General features: G+C 47.4%; 17 protein-coding genes. 3 read left to right on the top strand and 14 right to left on the bottom strand.

Annotated features, from left to right (window positions below; genetic code table 11):
- Positions 1–3 precede the first annotated feature (3 nt).
- The 5 genes from H6626_04450 to H6626_04470 form a co-directional block, all read right to left on the bottom strand.
- The gene (locus tag H6626_04450) at positions 4–732 is read right to left on the bottom strand and encodes a phosphoribosylaminoimidazolesuccinocarboxamide synthase (protein ID USN48345.1); all 729 of its coding nucleotides are present in this window, start codon (positions 730–732) and stop codon (positions 4–6) included.
- Positions 729–2,030 (bottom strand): adenylosuccinate lyase, encoded by a 1,302-nt coding sequence (locus H6626_04455; GenBank protein USN48346.1) that lies wholly within the window; start codon positions 2,028–2,030, stop codon positions 729–731. Before H6626_04455 ends, H6626_04450 begins: the two co-directional genes overlap by 4 nt.
- Entirely contained in the window at positions 2,027–3,349 is a 1,323-nt protein-coding gene (locus H6626_04460) for a hypothetical protein (GenBank protein ID USN48347.1), read from the bottom strand. Before H6626_04460 ends, H6626_04455 begins: the two co-directional genes overlap by 4 nt.
- On the bottom strand, positions 3,337–4,335 hold the full coding sequence (locus H6626_04465) for a phosphoribosylformylglycinamidine cyclo-ligase (protein USN48348.1): 999 nt from the start codon (positions 4,333–4,335) through the stop codon (positions 3,337–3,339). The genes H6626_04460 and H6626_04465 overlap by 13 nt, the downstream gene beginning before the upstream one ends.
- Positions 4,336–4,606: 271 nt before the next feature.
- Positions 4,607–5,845, bottom strand: coding sequence for a zinc carboxypeptidase (locus H6626_04470; GenBank protein USN48349.1), 1,239 nt, complete (start codon positions 5,843–5,845; stop codon positions 4,607–4,609).
- 225 nt (positions 5,846–6,070) lie between these two features.
- Between H6626_04470 and H6626_04475 the strand changes: the two genes are divergently transcribed.
- Together H6626_04475 and H6626_04480 are read left to right on the top strand one after the other, a co-directional pair.
- A complete protein-coding gene (locus tag H6626_04475) occupies positions 6,071–6,487 on the top strand; it encodes a CBS domain-containing protein (GenBank protein USN48350.1) in 417 nt (138 codons plus the stop codon).
- Positions 6,488–6,597: 110 nt separating this feature from the next.
- Positions 6,598–7,374 (top strand): outer membrane beta-barrel protein, encoded by a 777-nt coding sequence (locus tag H6626_04480; GenBank protein USN48351.1) that lies wholly within the window; start codon positions 6,598–6,600, stop codon positions 7,372–7,374.
- On the opposite strand, the gene H6626_04485 is transcribed toward H6626_04480, so the two are convergent.
- The 8 genes from H6626_04485 to H6626_04520 all read right to left on the bottom strand — a co-directional run bounded on the left by H6626_04485 (position 7,364) and on the right by H6626_04520 (position 15,850).
- Complete coding sequence (locus tag H6626_04485) at positions 7,364–8,767, bottom strand: sodium-dependent transporter (protein USN48352.1); 1,404 nt, start codon at positions 8,765–8,767, stop codon at positions 7,364–7,366. The genes H6626_04480 and H6626_04485 overlap by 11 nt on opposite strands.
- Positions 8,764–10,104: a ribosome biogenesis GTPase Der gene (gene der / locus H6626_04490; GenBank protein USN48353.1), complete on the bottom strand. Its 1,341-nt coding sequence runs from the start codon at positions 10,102–10,104 to the stop codon at positions 8,764–8,766. The genes H6626_04485 and der overlap by 4 nt, the downstream gene beginning before the upstream one ends.
- On the bottom strand, positions 10,091–10,984 hold the full coding sequence (era, locus tag H6626_04495; GenBank protein USN48354.1) for a GTPase Era: 894 nt from the start codon (positions 10,982–10,984) through the stop codon (positions 10,091–10,093). Before era ends, der begins: the two co-directional genes overlap by 14 nt.
- Positions 10,981–11,661 carry a ribonuclease III gene (gene rnc, locus H6626_04500; protein ID USN48355.1) on the bottom strand — a complete coding sequence of 227 codons (681 nt, stop codon included), beginning with the start codon at positions 11,659–11,661 and terminating at the stop codon, positions 10,981–10,983. The genes era and rnc overlap by 4 nt, the downstream gene beginning before the upstream one ends.
- A gap of 175 nt (positions 11,662–11,836) precedes the next feature.
- Positions 11,837–12,232 (bottom strand): hypothetical protein, encoded by a 396-nt coding sequence (locus H6626_04505; protein USN48356.1) that lies wholly within the window; start codon positions 12,230–12,232, stop codon positions 11,837–11,839.
- A 12-nt stretch (positions 12,233–12,244) separates the two neighbouring features.
- Positions 12,245–13,552 carry a tRNA (N(6)-L-threonylcarbamoyladenosine(37)-C(2))-methylthiotransferase MtaB gene (mtaB, locus tag H6626_04510; protein USN48357.1) on the bottom strand — a complete coding sequence of 436 codons (1,308 nt, stop codon included), beginning with the start codon at positions 13,550–13,552 and terminating at the stop codon, positions 12,245–12,247.
- Positions 13,540–14,631: a tRNA 2-thiouridine(34) synthase MnmA gene (gene mnmA / locus H6626_04515; protein USN48358.1), complete on the bottom strand. Its 1,092-nt coding sequence runs from the start codon at positions 14,629–14,631 to the stop codon at positions 13,540–13,542. The genes mtaB and mnmA overlap by 13 nt, the downstream gene beginning before the upstream one ends.
- Entirely contained in the window at positions 14,624–15,850 is a 1,227-nt protein-coding gene (locus H6626_04520; protein USN48359.1) for a cysteine desulfurase, read from the bottom strand. Before H6626_04520 ends, mnmA begins: the two co-directional genes overlap by 8 nt.
- 100 nt (positions 15,851–15,950) lie before the next feature.
- Here H6626_04520 and H6626_04525 point away from each other — a divergent pair, with 100 nt between their 5' ends.
- Positions 15,951–17,381 (top strand): hypothetical protein, encoded by a 1,431-nt coding sequence (locus H6626_04525; protein ID USN48360.1) that lies wholly within the window; start codon positions 15,951–15,953, stop codon positions 17,379–17,381.
- Here H6626_04525 and tsaE read toward each other — a convergent pair.
- On the bottom strand, positions 17,378–17,833 hold the full coding sequence (gene tsaE / locus H6626_04530) for a tRNA (adenosine(37)-N6)-threonylcarbamoyltransferase complex ATPase subunit type 1 TsaE (protein USN48361.1): 456 nt from the start codon (positions 17,831–17,833) through the stop codon (positions 17,378–17,380). The genes H6626_04525 and tsaE overlap by 4 nt on opposite strands.
- Positions 17,834–17,836 lie beyond the last annotated feature (3 nt).

A 17,836-nucleotide genomic window follows, 5' to 3' on the forward strand; every position in this document is an offset into this window, starting at 1 on the left:
CTCTTACTCCCAACATGCCTTTAAGCGATTTAAAACTTCTTGGTATGTCTCTGCAACATTCCCCAAATCTCTACGAAAACGATCTTTATCCATACGTTCACCACTCACCTTGTCCCAAAGGCGGCAAGTGTCTGGCGTGATTTCATCTCCGAGCACCATTTCACCATTGGCGCTCCAACCGAACTCTAGCTTAAAGTCCACAAGGTCAAGCCCAGCGCTGGCGAAGAAATTCAACAAGATTTTATTGATCCGTCTTGTTCGATCTTTAAGTTCATTTAAGCTTTTTTGCTCAGAAACAGCTTTCAGCATTAACGCCTGATCATCACTGACAAAAGGATCCTGCAAATCATCGTTTTTGTAGTAAAATTCCACAAGGGGTTGCTCTAAGGGAGACCCTTCTTTAATGCCAAACTTTTTCGCCGTTGACCCCGCCAGCCGATTTCTCACCACCACCTCAAGGGGAATGATCTTTAATTTGTCGCCGATCATTTCGGTTTCTGAAACTTGCTCTACAAAGTGGCTGGGCACATCATTTTCTTTCAAAACCTTAAAAGCCAAAGCAGTGATCTGACAATTGATTGCTCCTTTTTTGGCAAAGCTTCCTGTTTTTTGCCCGTTAAAAGCGGTAAGGCTGTCTTTAAATTCTAGCCACAGCTTACCTTCGTCTTCTTTCACTAAGTAAGCGCGCTTGGCCTTGCCCTCATATTGAAACTCACCCTTTGTCCAAGTCACGTCTGGCCTCCTGCAGTCACATTTTGAATCAGTTTCTTAATCTGCTGTTTATGGGCCTTGCCCGAAAAGACCTCATCAATCTCACTTTTAGAAAGCAGATCTCGCACTTCTTTATCGGCATATAACTGATCGCGCAGATGGTCTCCTGGCTGCAAGGCATGGCTTAACCGTTGAACCATTTTGTAAGCTTCTTCCCGAGAAAGACCTTTCTTCACGAGCAACAACAACACGTGAGATGAAAAGAGCTGTCCCTGCGACAAATCCATATTTTTTAGCATACGATCTTTATCGACCACGATATTTTCAATAACGCCAGCCATTCGGTCTAGAGCATAATCACACAAAATAAAGGCATCTGGAAACACCACTCTCTCTACAGAGGAGTGACTGATATCTCGTTCATGCCAAAGTGCTACGTTTTCCATGGCGGCCTGAGCATAGGAGCGAAGCAGCCTGGCCGCGCCCGTCAAGTTTTCACTACTGATGGGATTTTTTTTGTGAGGCATCGCACTGGACCCTTTTTGACCCCTACTAAATCCCTCCGTCACCTCATAAACTTCTGTGCGTTGTAAATGTCGAAGCTCCACGGACACTCTTTCCAGGCCGGCCCCCATTAAGGCGATGGCATTCATGAGTTCGGCATGTCGATCACGGGGGATCACTTGTGTGGCGATGGTTTCTGGTTTTAACTTTAATTTTTTGCAGACTTTTTTCTCAACATTCATGCCGAGGGCTGAGTAGGTACCCACTGCCCCGCTGAGCTTTCCAATCAATATCCCTTCTACGGCACGATCCAAACGGGCTTTGTTGCGTTGGAATTCTGCCAAAAACCCAGCCAGCTTTAGACCAAACGTGGTGGGCTCCGCGTGCATGCCGTGGGTTCGGCCAGAGCATAGGGTGTCTGCATATTTTTTGCTCTGGCGATTTAAGGCCTTTTCATAGCGTTGCATGGACTTTTTCAAAACAGAATAGGCATCGCGTATTTGCAAACTCAGTGCGGTATCAATAACATCTGATGAGGTGAGCCCATAGTGTATATAACGCCCGTGTGGCCCAACGTTTTCAGCTAAGTTACTGACAAAGGCGATCACATCATGTTTCGTCGTTTTCTCAATCTCGGCAATTCTCTCTACAGAAAATTGAGCTTTCTTTTTAATTGCCTGTGCTGCCGCCTTAGGTATCATGCCTAGCTCCGCTTCTACTTCCGCCACGGCAATCTCGACTTGCATCATAGTTTGAAACTTGTGTTCCAAGTCCCAAATATCTCCCATTTCTTTTCGCGTGTACCTATCAATCACAGGCTCGCCTCCTTTGAGGTTTCTTGGGCGGACTTTGCAGAGGCTTTTTCTTTTCGGACTCGCCAGTCAATAATCTGTGACAGCACTTTATCTTGATGGGAAAACTGGCCTGTCCAATCCAAAAGCTCCCACAGCTCAGGACCATCAAAATACAAGTTAGAAGCTACAGTTCGAGAGATATTCTTTATATCCTCTGGCTCATACACGGGAAACCGCGGCGGGCCTAACTCCGAAGAGTCGTATTTGTAATCTTGAGGCATCTCAGAAACTTCAGGCGAAGACCCCGGCAGTCTTTCAGAAAACTGTCGCACCAGTTCATCACCAATGTTACTGAGATACTCTTTTTGAAATCGATGATTTGTGGGCACTCTGACCCAGCAATCAAAATCTCGAGCACTCACAGATTTTTGCACCACACTCAAGTTGGCATGAGACCACGGCAAACAAAGGTCATTAATAAGCACAAAATAACCCGGCATACTGTCAAGGTAAGGCCCTTCTTGTACCCGAAGTCGAAAACGCATCCATCCCCACTTAGGACTGACAAATCCTTTCGGAAAAAGCTGCGCCGTTAAGTTAGAATGACAATGAGCGGTTTCTTCTCCTGTCAGCATCCACACAAAGTTTTCGCCACCTACAAAGCCCGAATGTTTACCTTGAATCTCCACTCCCTGCATCAGCCGACCTTGGATGTTTAAGTCCACCGCCTCTGCATCGCGGTGGACCGTTACGCCAATACTCTCTAGCCAGTCCAAAGATTTTTCTCGACCACGACGAGTCACACGACGGACAAACAAAGGAGAAAATAAAGGTAACGGCCGACCACGAGTCACAGATTGAGCACTAGAGATAAACACAGGACTGGCCAGGTTGTGAGCTAATTGCGCCAACCACGTGGATTGAAAGGGCCTATCTTGAAACATCTGCCGCCATTGGCTCTTTGCTGATTCATTGGCCGAGTCAAAATCCATCAAATAGTGACGAAGCTCATCACTGACATCGAGGCGATCTAACATAAATCCCGTCAAGGGGCCAGTTAGCTCCAATGGCCCCTGCTTCAACCAGACGGCAAAACCCCGGTCCATGGCATCTTGATAATCCTCTTCAATCAATCGTGAAAACTGAGACGGCCGCAACGATTCAGATCGAAAAAGACCAAATGGACCTTCCCAATCTTCCGGAGCCCAACGGCCCATGGACCCTGATAGATCAATTAATGTGACAGAAAAACCTTCATTCTTTAACTCTGCGGCCAACCAATTTCCGCGGCCAAAAACCGACACAAGTACCACATCTGGCTTATGCCCTAGAGTTGCCATTGTTTCTCCTGTCCTGGTGAGGCCACCACCTCTCCAAGGTCAAAACTGGAAAAACCGGAACGGCGCAGAGACTGATGAATGGCGCTGGCCTGAGATGGCGAAACCACCAAGATCATACCAACGCCGCAGTTGAAAGTTTTTAAAAGCTGTTCCTGGCTTAACTGCGCCCGCTCTTGCACCACCTTAAAAGGTTTTGGAATATCCCACGGGCGAAGTATTGCCGAAAACCCATCGGGCAACACGCGCAAAAGATTATCCATACCGCCGCCGGTAATATGTGCCACCGCATGCACTTGATCAGAAACACTCAACACCTCATGCAAGGCCTTCACATACAGTGCAGTGGGTTTTAACAATTCATCTACCCACTCGCTTCGATCCTCTACAAACACCTGGCGCAAGAGCGAATATCCATTACTATGAAACCCCGAACTAGGCACGCCCACAAGGACATCACCTTCTTGTACGCGATGGGCACCAAGAACTTTATCCTCATCCACTACGCCCACCGCAAATCCTGCACAATCAAAATCTTTCCCTTGATACACACCGGGCATCTCAGCGGTTTCGCCACCAATGAGTGCGCAGTCTGATTCCACACAAGCATTGCGTAAGCCCGAGAGAAACACCTTGGCTCGATTCAAATCCAGTTGGCCAACGGCATAATAATCAAGAAAGAAAAGTGGCCGAGCCCCACAGCAAATAAGATCGTTCACACACATGGCCACAAGGTCCTGCCCAATACCCTCATAGCGATCAAACTCAACAGCTAATTTTAACTTGGTTCCCACGCCATCGGTGGCACTGACTAAACACGGTTTTTTCATTTCCGGAAACTGCGCTCGAAACAGCGCTGCAAATCCACCAATACCTGAGACCAAACGCTCTTGATGGGGCTGTGAACCTTGGGATTCTGATTTAAGCCAATCAACCAATGCTTCGCCGGCAGCTATATCTACGCCAGCTTTTTTATAATCAAGGGCCACCCCGCGCTCCTCTTCGAAGGCAAAAAACCTTCACTAAGATCGATGCAGTTCGCCGACAGGATGAGGTCCTCAGCGGAACACCCGCCCAAAACTCATCTCACGATGTGCATGGCGTATCCGGGTTGCGGCAACCTTTGGTTGACGCAATCCGAAGACGACATGCGGCCACTCGTGCCAGATGGGTTTTGGGCGGGTGTCCCGCTGAGGACCTCATCCTGTCGGTGAGCTGCACCTAGTCTGGCCCTCTAACTAACAGGATTGATTTGGGTTTTCAATCAATTAACGGTGTGCTCAATCCATAGGCAAAGTGCACTGGTTCAAGCACCCTGTAGGGATTGTCTGAATACTCAATGAGATACTCTAAGGGCTTTATGTTTTTCTGAAAGACCCTGTCAATATAGCTTTGCCCTGGGTAAAATCCACCCTCCCACATACTGGAGGGGTCCAGTTCGAAGGTGAAACCAATAATGCCGTGCTCCCCGTAGGCCCAATCAACGGTGTCACCGCTAGTCAGGTAGAGGTCGGAACTCTGTTGAGGCGTGTAGTTGTTCCATCCCGCCATGGTTTGAGCCATGGTTTGAAATAGCTCTCGGTCTTTAATATTAGCCACATCATCGTAGGTGTGACCCCAGGGGTAAAGTATGAGTTCTGAAAAGCTATGAAAAGTTAATAGTGTGGTGATATTTGGGCGGGCATCGATAAAATCTCTTACGGCCTTGGTTTCTGGCTCACTAAAAGCTGACGGCCCCCGGTAAGTGTCACTGCGGGGATTGGGGCTTGACCCTACAGTTCCCCATAGATAGCCATAGTTGCGATTCAAATCCACACCGTAGCTGCCCCCCTTGTCTCGAGATCGATTCTTACGCCACATACAGTAACGCGAACAAGACTCAATATCGTACTCCGCGCCATCTGGATTAACTAGCGGTATGATGTACACAATTCGGTTTTGAACCCATGACGCCACCTTGGTATTTCCGTTGCGGTATTCTGACACCAAATACTTAGCTAGGTTCAAAGGTGTTTCTACCGAAAGATGTTCTCTGGCGTGATGGCCTCCCATGAATAGGGCGGCCGGTTTATCCGCACTGTCATCCATCCCAATACGGATAACCCAAATATCACGCCCCTCATGGCTTTTCCCTATGGATTGCATACTAAAAATACTTGGATTTTGATCGCTGAGAGTTTTTATTTCAGAAACTAACTCCGAATAATTGTGAAACTCTTCATCATCACTGGGAAAATCTAAAAAAGATTCGTCCATGGGCTGGACTGAAATCAAAAGACCTTGCTTTCTTATCTGTTCCACCTCGGATTCAATAGCAAAGCCGGTGACCGCTTCATCTCCGACACCCTCAATAGACAAACCCATATTAGACAATTGCGTTCGCTCATATTTATTGGCGGCTTTTGCCTTTACCCAAAAAAGCGAAGGGAGTGGATCGCCGTTGGCCTGGCCTTGCCCAAAAAAAGTCATTGCTATGACTATACAAATCCCGCGTATCATAGGCCCTCCTTGGCTGAAACGTCGAATCTGGATTTCGCACTATCTATTGAACTGCCCTTAGGTGCAGATTGTCAAGTTGGCTTGAAATCAGACCAGACCCAAAAGCCGCCTTCTGGTTTAATTCTTTAAGATTTTCAAGTATCTGTGGTGCCAATCTTAAAGTTTATTGATATGGATAAACCTAGAATGCTTATGTGATGAAAAGCCTTATGTCGGAGGTTAACCATGCCATTACAGAGAATTAAAGAAATTCCCGTCGAAGAGTACAGCACACCCAGTCCCATTTCAGTGAAACCAGACACGATGGTGGGTGAAATTCTGGATATCATGAGAACAGAAGGGATTCGACACGTGCCCGTGATCGACGGCAATCAACCTGTGGGCATAATCAGTGATGGTGATCTTAAGCTAGCAGCCACATTTAAAGAAGCCGGCCGCCTACGGGCCGGAGACATTATGACTGGTGAAGTGTATATTGTAGACCCCAATGTTTCTTTGGATGAGGTGGTTTTTAAAATGTCAGAAAAGAAACTTGGCAGCGCCATCGTACTAGATCCAGAAAATGACTATATGGGAATCTTCACCGTCACTGACGCCCTGAATGCTCTCATCGAAGTTCTAAGGGGCTTTGACAATAATTAACCTAGGCGCACCTCGACCAAAGCAGAGGGTCAACAGCCCAGTATCGCATAAATATGATGCGAGTTCTTACCTGATCTTGCTAACATAAGGACACAAGGGGTTGAATTGCCATGGTCCTAATGAAAAACCGTTTGTTTGCAGCGTTGTTGCTCTTTTTCACTGTGTTGGTCTTTAGCCAAACTTCTTTGGCCTCTTACCGCGCCCTCGGCAACTATGAATTTGCCCAAGCCGAAGTGGACGCCTACGACCCGTTTATTGATTACAGCGAGTTTGACGAAGCCACAGAAGAAGAGGCTGACATCAATTTCTTTCGGCACGGTCGTTTTTTCACAATAGGATTTACCGGCGGCATGCGAATGATGACCGGCGAGTGGCAACAGTTTTTTCAAAACTCCATGACCTTTGGTGTTTTTCTCAGTTACTTCTTTGATCTGCGGTTTGCCTTTCAACTTGGCTATCAAACCGGCAGCAATCATACGGTAAGCTATCAAATTCCCAATAGCAGCACACCCACCATCACTGGCTCAGCCTCTATTTCGGCAATAAGCCTATCGTTGAAGTACTACTTAAACACGCAGAACGTGACCCGCGGTCTTGCCATATTGAATCCCTACTTAGTGGGTGGAGTCTCTCAAGTATCAAGAAAGTCATTTATTGACGGAGCCACTAATTTTGGTGAAGACAAAGCCACTGGGTTTGATGTGGGACTGGGAATTGAGCTACCGCTCATGCGAAGAAAAATGTATCTGGGCCTACAGGGAACCTATCAACTGGTTAACTTTCCGGATGAAGGAACTAATGCTGTCTTAGACACCAACGAACCATTGGGAATCAAATTGGCTGGTGACTTCATGAATGCCAGTGTTATTCTTGGTGTTAATTTCTAAAAAGATGAACAGCCTGTAAACTTAACGACACAATAATAACAGCGGGAACAATCCACTTTAAAGCAAAGCGCCAATGCGAATAAAGTCGTGCCGACACTGGACTTTGCGCATCCACAAATTCTTGGCGTCGCACTTTATCACTCATCCAATAACTCACCAACAGGCTCACTACTAACCCTAGCAGAGGCAAAATCCAGTTGATCAAAGCCGCATCCAACAATTCTAAAAACCCTCGACCTCGATATGTCACCTCACTCAGTGCCGTGGATGACAATGCCGGGAATAAGGCCACTATAAAACAGATCAACCCCATCATCCACGCGGCTTTTGGACGCGGAATACGGTAACAGTCATTTAAATTGGCCACGACTGTTTCTAATAGACCTATACTGGCGCCCAATGAGGCTAAATAGAGACAAAGAAAAAATGCAAGACCTAACCAATCACCACCCGGTATCTGGGCAAAAAAGGTGGGCACAGTTTTAAAAAGCATCTCCGGCCCATCCACTTGCTCAGAAATAGAAAAGACCAAAGGGAAAATCAATAAACAGGCAAATATGGAAATAAAAGAATCTAATGTCGCCACTCGAAACCCGGCAATGGGAATGGAAGACTCTTTTCTTAAGTAACTGCCAAAAGTCACCATTGTCCCAAAACCCAGACTTAAAGCAAAAAACACGTGACCGACGGCATGTCCCAAAGAGGACAGGGTCAACTTTGAAAAATCAGGATACAGCAAAAACCGAAGAGCCACCGTGTTCGTCTCTAAAGTTAAAGACTTGGCAATAAGAGCCAATAACAACACCACAAAGAGCGGCATCATATATCCCACCCATCGCTCAATACCCTCTTCCACATCGCGGGCCACCACCACTATCACCACTAGCAGATGAACGCTAGCCAACAACACCTGCAACCAACCCTTGGATTTTAAAAGATTCAATGCCTCACTGCTTTCCATGGCAATCAGCCCTGGCCAAGCCATCAAGTATTTCATAAAAAAATACAGCACCCACCCACTCACCACGGCGTAATAAGACAACACCACAAGACAAAGAAATAAACTGAGCCGACTCGCATGGGTCACCGCTTTTGAAAGCCACCGGTCCAACGGCTCACCCGAAGGCGGGCGAAAAGCGCCGCCTGGACGATCCCCTTGGGTTTGTCTGGCAGCGGGTACCAAACTTTGCCGAGACAACTTACCGATTAATAACTCGCCCACGATCAATGGGAGTCCAATCAGAAACACCAGGGCCGCGTACAACAAAATAAATGCCGCACCCCCATTTTCTGCAACCACGTAGGGAAATCGCCATAGACTGCCAAGCCCGAAGGCCGACCCAATCGCTGCAAGGTAAAACCCAAGACGGGTGCCCCAATAGCTTCGCCTCATGCCCCACTCTTCATAATAAACATGCGCACAGGAACGCCCTGGAGGCTCCAACGTTCTTTGATTTTGTTGGTCAAAAACCGTCTATAGGCTGGAGTCACTCCTTGCGGATGATTGGCAAATGCAATAAAGCTTGGCGGCTTCTGCTCGGTTTGAGTCAAGTAGTAAAACTTCACGTTTCTTGTGCCCCATACGGGAGCCGGAGCCTGGCGAATCGTCTCATAAAAAAAGTTGTTTAACTCTGAGGTTGATATCTTAAGTTGAATTTTGCTCCACACACTATCAACGCAGGCAAATAAATCTTTCACCCCAGTGCCCGACAAGGCACTTGTAAACACCACCTGGATATCAGGAAAGAAATGAAACTGCTCAGCCACTTTTAGACGGAACCACTTTTTCGGCTCAGGACGAATCTCTCGAGCTAAATCAATTTTATTAGCCACCATGATAATAGGCTTATGTTTTTCGTTGGCATATTGAACAATTTTTGCATCTTGATCCGAAGGCCCTTCAGTTGCATCCACTAAGAGCAAAACTATGTCCGCTCTTTCAATGGCCTCTTGTGACTTAAAAGCAGATAGGATCTCAACTCCATCATCCGTGTTCTTACGTCGAGCTGAACGCCTCAAACCGGCCGTATCTACTAAAATATAATCTCGATCTGCATAGGTGAATTGGGTCTCCACCGCATCCACTGTTGTTCCAGCTTGATCTGAGACCAGAGATCTCTTTTGCTGAAGCAAATAATTACAAAGTGAACTTTTACCCACATTCGGCTTACCCACCACGGCCAGGCGAACACCCTGGCGCACTGTGCTTTCAGAAGCTTCTGCAGAATGACTTTTGATCCATTCAACGATCTCGTCGACCCCAAGCCGTTGCTCAAATGAACAGGGTATCAAATCAATACCAAACTCGTAAAACTCGGAAAGCCTTAGCTGCGCCTCGTGCATCTGATCTATCTTATTAACTGCGACTATAAATGGCTTTCCACTTTCTTTTGCTATACGAACGATATCTCGATCCTCGGGCAGCAGTCCTGTCCGCCCGTCCATTATCACTACAACGAGATCTACACCTTCAAGCGTTGCTAAAACTTGTTCTTTTATGAGCGGAGAAAATACATCGGTAGCATCTGTAATCCCGCCCGTATCGAACACATCAAAACAATTCCCCCACCAGTCGGCGGGCTCAATAAGAACATCACGAGTCACACCAGGCTGATCTTTCACGACCGCTTTTCGACTGCGAGTGAGAATATTGAACAGACTTGATTTACCTACGTTGGGGCGCCCAATCAATGCAACTTGTGTGACGCGACCTGAATTACTGTGCGACATATCCCAACTCCATCATTGTACGTTCGTCAGACACCCAGCCTTTTTTCACTCTCACGTGCAAGTCTAAAAACACTTTTCGGCCCAAAACTTTTTCAAGTTCTTTTCGAGAAGCCGTACCAATTCTACGCAACGAAGTTCCGCCAGAGCCCACAACCATGGGGCGATGATTTTCTTTATTCAGTAAAATCTCTGCAAAGATCTTTACAGTTGGCCCTTCATTTTCAACAAACTTTATTATCTTAACCGCAAGCCCGTAGGGTATTTCTTGATGCAAACTTAAAAAACATTTTTCACGAATAATTTCTGAAGCATATTCTCGCATATTTTGAGTGGTGTAGATTTCTTTATCAAAAAGCGGCGCTTTGGTTTCTGGCAATCTCTCATTTAACGCTTCAAACAGCGGATCCTTAAACCGATCAACCTTTTTTGCTGACCCCGTAAACACAGGCACATTGAGCGCCGACAATTTGTCTTTTATGATCTGCACTCTATGCCGGTACTGAGACATATCCACTTTGTTGATTAACGCCACCCAGGGCTTTTTACTGGCAACCACCATTTCGATCATGTCGTCTATCTTTTCAGGCGACTTCTCGTCCACGCTCACGACCAACAACAAAACATCTGAATCAGAAATAACAGTTTCTAGCTCTTGCTTCAGGAACAAGTTCAGGCCGCTATCTGCCTGCACTTTACCTGGAGCATCCACAAACACAGCTTGCATCTTTTCGTCTGTGTAAACACCTAAAACCTTTTGCCGTGTGGTTTGTGGTTTTCTTGTGACAATACCTACTTTTTCACCAATTAAATAATTAACCAGGGTGCTTTTGCCGGCGTTAGGACGACCGACTAGACCTACAAATCCTGCTTTATAACTCATACAACCACCTTTAGCGCTTCACACGCAGCCGCCTGTTCGGCAGATTTTTTACTATTTCCTGAGCCCGTCGCCAAAACTCGGTCCCCCACTCGGACCTGGGCCACAAACATTTTTTGATGATCCGGGCCACTTTCATCAATCACACTATACTCGGGTGTCATCTGCAGCTGTTGCTGCAAAGACTCTTGCAGGCGCGTTTTGTAGTCTGACGAATAGAGAGTCCTCACCCGATCATCATCTAAATAAGGGGTAAATAACCGCACCACCAGAGCCTGAGCAGGATAGTAGCCCGCATCCAAAAACACACTACCCACCACCGCCTCAAAAGCGGAAGCCAAAAGACGAGGTTTTTTAGCGCCGCCCGATCTAATTTCACCTTTTCCCAACTTCAGAAGTTCATCAAATTGAAACCCACCGGCCATTTCAGCCAAAGTATTTTCATTGACCAAGCTCGCTCGTAGTTTTGACAGCTCCCCTTCTTGAAAATCGGGGAACTTCTCCATCAGATACTGGCTCAAACAAAGATCTATCACGGCATCGCCTAAGAACTCGAGGCGCTCGTTGTGGCCCACTGAATTCTCTCGATTTTCATTGTGATAGCTTTTATGGGTGAGTGCCTGCTCGAGAAGTTCGGAGCGAGCAAATTGATACTGCAATTGCTGTTCTAAGGTCATCATGGGTCCTCTCTATCAATGCCAATATTGATAAGCCCAATAGGGAGAGAATTTCTCTCTCAAATACTAAAAATAATTACGGGCCTTGTTACCAATTTATACGCCTGGCGTCAATCATCGGCGATCAAGGCCTGAAAGATTTCTCAAGATCCGCGCACAGCGCGGATCAGGCCCCTTTTCAGGACTCTGAAACCTCTTGATAGAGGGCTTTCATGTGTTGAAAAAGCACTTCGTGGCGCTTTTTGAAGGCCTCGTGATGGGTGGACTGATGTTGATGACGCTGGCCCTCTTCATCGTGGGCACGGACTAGCTCTCCGGCGGTCTCGCCACTCTCTGTGCCCACCAACATGGCATTTTCATGGCCCCTGATATGAGCTTCATGCTTGATCATTGCCTCTTCATGGTCCTCTAGCAGAGACTCGTAGGTGCGAACTGCGTTTTCAATCTCAACAAGCATTCGCTGCATTTCAAAATGATCCGACCGCCATTGTCCAATGTCTCGCTTCCACATTTCGTGGTCGGCCTTCCACTGTGCATGCTCTTCTTCCATCTGTCGATCTGCTTCGTTTTTCATATTATCGTCTCCTCAATAAACAACTTCACCACTTAAGCACCCCTCAGATCGCGACGCCGAGGAATAGTCATATCCCCTTATCTTCACCGACAATTCTTGTCCAGGCTCCACGTCAGAAGCCTCAAACGCCACAGGCCAATAGTCACGGGCCAATCCCGTTGCGCCATAGGAAGGACTTTTTAAAACCAGAACCTGCTTCATCGATCCCACTTGTAACAGAGCCTTTTCGGCATATCGCCCGTCGCTCAGTTCTCGAAGGCGCTGGGCTCGTTTTAATATTTCGTGGCGAGGCACTGGGTTTTCTAAGCGGGCCGCATAAGTGCCTGGCCTCGGGCTATAGGGGAATACATGAATCCGCGTCCACGGCAACTCACTGAAACAATCGTAGGTCTCCTGAAATTCAGACTCCGTCTCACCAGGGAAACCAACAATCACATCCATGCCCACAAACGCCTCTGGATAGCGATTATATATTTGCATCAGACTGTTTTTGACTTCGACTTGACCGTAGTTTCGCTTCATATCCTTAAGGACTCTTGTCTGCGCACTTTGCATACTCATGTGAAAATGCCGGCACATACGATCATCAGCATACAAATCTAACAGTCTTGGAGTCAGTTCAATGGGCTCAAGACTAGACACCCGAAATCGAGGCATTTTTGTGTTTTTGAGCATCTGCTCAATGAGATCTTCTAAACGGTTTGAGCGGCCACCAGCGTCGTCCTCATAATCCCCAATATGGACTCCCGTGATCACCACTTCGTTGACACCTTGAGTGTGCAACTCGTTCACCTTGGCCACAAGTTGATTTACAGGAATGCTTCGACTTTTTCCGCGAGCAAAGGGAATCACACAAAATGTGCAAAAACTATTACATCCATCTTGGATCTTTAAAAAACTGCGCGTGTGTTGATGTTCTTGTCCCCCGCCAGCCTCTAAATCTTCTTTTTTAAAAATATTTGATTTAAAAACCTTCTGCTCACTGTGTCCGTTGAGGTGATTGAAAATGATTTCGTGCAAATCACCTTTATGACTGTTGGCCACAACCAGATCGGCTTCAGAGAGCTGCTCAAATTGGTCGGTGTCCACTTGTGCGGCACAGCCAGTGACCACCACCAAGGTATTCGGTGATTTTCTTTTAATTCGGCGCACTTCCCTCACGGCTTCTTTTGTCGCTTCGGCGGTCACAGCACAGGTATTTAAAATATATATGGGGCGTTCATAACCCTCAAGCGGCTTGAGTCTTTGTTGCAACAAACCTGTGTCGTAGGAGTTCACCTTGCAACCGTATGTTTTGATGGGGAGAGTTATCTGATCCATCCACCACCTACAAGTTGTTCACCCCGATAAAAAACTGCGGCCTGACCTGGGGTAATGGCCCGCTGGGGTTCTTCAAACTCAATATGAAACGACCCTTTTTGGTTTTTTGTAGTGATATGGGCCCACGAGCCACCGTGGTGAAATCGAATCTTCACTTTAAGGCGCTCACCCTCTTCGACTTCATCCAAAAGATTAGTGTCAAAAATATCGAGTTCTCGGCTGTAGAGACTTTCATCGCGACCTAACCATACCGTAGCTGTGTCTGCATCGATCTTTACAACATAGAGGGGCTCCGAATCTGATACACCAAGACCTTTTCTCTGACCATAGGTGAACCGATGAATTCCGCTGTGTTCACCCAGGATCTCACCTTGGGGATACCGGCGCAAAAGACCCGGCTTGATCGAGTCTGTGGCCAGATGGCGCTCCACAAAATCTGCATAGTTGGTTTTTCCGATAAAACAGATTCCCGTGGAATCTTTTTTGTTCGCCACCGGCAAACCGTGCTCTTCAGCGTACTCACGCAATCGGGGCTTTTCCCAATCCCCAACGGGAAACAACAGGTGCGGAATAATCTCAGGATTTAAAGTAAACAAAAAGTAAGTTTGGTCTTTCCAAGTATCTGCACTGGTCACGATGGCCGGTCGACCTGATACAGGGCTTGGTTGAACTTTGGCGTAATGACCTGTCGCCAAGTAATCACAACCCAACTCACGCATTTTTTGATAGAGATGATCAAACTTTAAATACGTGTTGCAGTTGACACATGGAATTGGCGTACGACCCTGGCTGTAGGATTCAACAAAATCGTCTATCACTTTGTGTTTAAACTTGGCCTCACAGTTAACGACATAAAAAGGTATTTTAAGGTGGTCTGCCACGGCCCGGGCATCATCAACATCAATACTTGAACAACAGGTCCCATGACCTTCTTCCATGGAACACTCGCTTTGAGAGTAATCCCACACTTGCATGGTCACGCCCACAACTTCGTACCCTTGCTCGACAAGCAAGGCCGCCGCCACAGAACTATCCACTCCACCACTCATGGCCACCAGCACTCGCTTTTTTTCAGCCATTGGAAGACTCCTCTGTTCCACCGACAAACGACCGCAGTCGTTCCACGACACTGACCAACGCCTCTACAAAACGCTTAATCTCGCCCTCGGTTGTGCCCCATCCCAGGCTCAAACGCAACGAGGATTGTGCTTCATCTCGACTCAATCCCATAGCCAAAAGCACCGGGCTCGGCTCTGGATTGCCTGAACTGCACGCGGCCCCCGTGCTCACAGAAAACCCAAGGATATCGAGGTTCATCAGAAGACTTTCTCCATCCACACCGGCAATCATCAGGCTCGACGTATTGCCCATTCGCTTGCCTTCGCGGCCGGCAACGGTCACATCAGAAATACTTTCTAAGATAGAATCTTCCATTTGATCCCGGAGTGCTGCCAGCCGCTCTCTTTGACTTGAGACATGCGAGCCCCAATGCTCTACCACGTAACCTAAAGAAGCTATGGCCACGGTGTTTTCTGTTCCCGCTCGCCGCCGTCGCTCCTGGCCCCCACCGTGAATCAGTGACGGCAAATTTAAACCTTTTCGAATGTACAAGAAGCCACAGCCCTTTAATGCATAAAACTTGTGGCCGGAAAAACTGGCCATATCAACTCCCCAACGCTTCACATCCACTGCCGCCTTACCCAGGGCCTGCACGCCATCGCAGTGAAATAAAGCCCCCGCCTGTTCCCGCACCAATTTTGAGATTTTAGCGATGGGAAAACAATGTCCAGTCTCGTTGTTTGCGTACATCACCGAGACCAGAGCTGTCTTTTCGTTAACTACAGAGGTGAGGAATTCAAAATCAAGCTCTCCGTTCCGAGACACCGGCACCCGGTGAACCACTATGCCCCACTCTTGCAACGACTCAGCGGCCTTTACAATACTGGGGTGCTCCACCGCACTGATCACAAGTTCTCGTCTCGGAGGTGTTTCGCCCGAGAGCATTTTTTGCAAAATAGGAAAGAAAACACCCTTCAAAGCCATGTTATTGGCTTCACTGCCCCCACTGGTAAATACAATTTCTAATGAATTCGCACCCACAAATTGAGCCACCGCCTGCCGACTGTTTCTTAGCAGCGCTTTGGGCTCGCGACCCGACCAATGTATGGAACTGGGATTTCCCCACTTCTCCAGCCACTGGGGCATGGCATCGACTATGCCGTGGGCCAACGGGGTCGTTGCATTGTGATCGAGATAGACTCGTTGGGGCTCAGACAAGAGCTTGATGGGGGTTGTCATATCGAGGCAAGCTACCATAACCCGACCTTGGCCTCAAGTTGGGGTGAAAATTCCTCCCACCATATTAAGGTTTCTCGAGGAAATACCGAAGGATAGTTGTATGAAGATGTTAAAGCCATGGGTTGAGCCACTTAAGGTTTCTCCAGAAAAATATGATCAATGGATCCAGGCCACGCCTAAAGGCGTTTCTGTAACCTTCTGGGCTCTGAGCGAGAAGAAGCTGTCCCTGGATCATTATTTGAATTGGGCTCGGGATTTCTACGAAATTCCTAGCGCGGCTAATGAATACTTTCTGCATACTCCTAGCGTAGAGCTTTGGAATACCATTCAATCTGTGGCAAATTGGTCGGCCCAAATGGTGCCGGTGGATCAATGGGATGGTGTGGTGTTTGTTGCCTGTACGGAACCCCCAAAAGAGGTGAATTGGAGCTTTCCTGTACGCTACATCTTAGCCTCACCCCATGCGCTGTCTGATTATTGGAACCGACTCCATGAAGAAATTGAAAAAACAAAAACCATGACGCGCTCCCAGATGCAGGCTCACCAACAAACGGTAACGAAAGCACAAGTTTCTGAATCGGACCTCGATCTCAATGCCATTGATGACAACTCGTTTGAGGGCGTTGAAACTTCTGAGTACACCGAAGTGGAAGCCACTATGGCTGACACTCCTTCCCGCGAATCACAAGTAACCACTAACTCCACGAACAGTGATCCTGCAGCCCTATTTGATCAAGAAATTGAAGCCACTCAAAATCAAATTGAAGTCATGGACGGGCTTGATCTTGGCACCGTCGGCGAGGCTAATTTAGAATTAGCTCCCCAGGGCATGGGCACACCTGATATGAGCCCATCTGCCGCCACGATTGAAGAACTAGAGCCTGAAGGCCTTTCGATTATAAAAACCCGGCTAGATCAGTCAGGGCTGGGTGAATTCTCCCAGTCTGAAACCCATAAACAAAAGGCAAGGCCTGAAGCTGCTGCGGCCCCTGAACCTACCCCCGCGCAAAAGAAACCCGCGCCTGCCGCCACCCTATCCCGAGAAAATTCCCTTGTGGGAATTCCAAACCCAGAGTCAGCCGATGCCGCCAATAACGAGAATGAAGTGGCCTTGTATTTCTTTAACAAGCTTCATAAAAATTTTATAGCCGCGCAAATTCTTGTCTACAACGGAGAAAATCTCAATCTTTGGAAGTGGGACCCCCAGCTGCAGCCCGCCAGCGACGAGGCCTTTCAGCCCGTTGATTTAAGTCGACCTAGCGTTTTCAGAATCGTTCATCGCACGGGTATGCCCTATCATGGTCATATGGCAAAGAGTGCCGCAAACAATCAGTACTTTCAAAATTGGGGTTTTGCCGAATTGCCTGAGAGTTTGACTTTGGTTCCGCTTAAATCTGGAGCCCATATGATTGGAATGCTTTTGTGCATCGGCACAAAAGAAAGTTTCACCAATCAAGTTCTGATTGAAACTGAAAAAATGGCGGCCCACCTTCTAGAAACTATTCAAAATAAATTGGTGAACGCGGCCTAAGCGAAGTGCCTGACCTGCAATATGCGAGTGTCTCCGACTTTTCGATCTGCAATAATCTGAACTTCTACAACAGGCCATTGCGGCGGAAACATATTTTTATCAATGCGATCAGCCCACTCGACCAGTATGTAACCATGATCTTTTTCAAATAGATCCCAAAATCCCATGCTCTCTAAGTCCATCTCATCGCCCAAGCGATAAAGGTCAACATGATCTATAGTCGTGTCTGGCAACACGTACTCATTATGCAAGGCAAAACTTGGCGAACTCACATCGAGCACTCCCAGGGCCCCAGCGAAATAACGCACAAACTGTGTTTTACCCGCCCCCAAGGGCCCACTGAGTAACACCAGCGCATGGGGGCCAATGCGGCCAACAAACTCGCCAACATAGGCTTCAAGGTCCGAAAGCGATGCAATGGATACTGTTTCTTCTTTGTGTAATGTTCGCATAAC

Source organism: Pseudobdellovibrionaceae bacterium, from assembly GCA_023898385.1.
Classification (GTDB): Bacteria; Bdellovibrionota; Bdellovibrionia; order Bdellovibrionales; family UBA1609.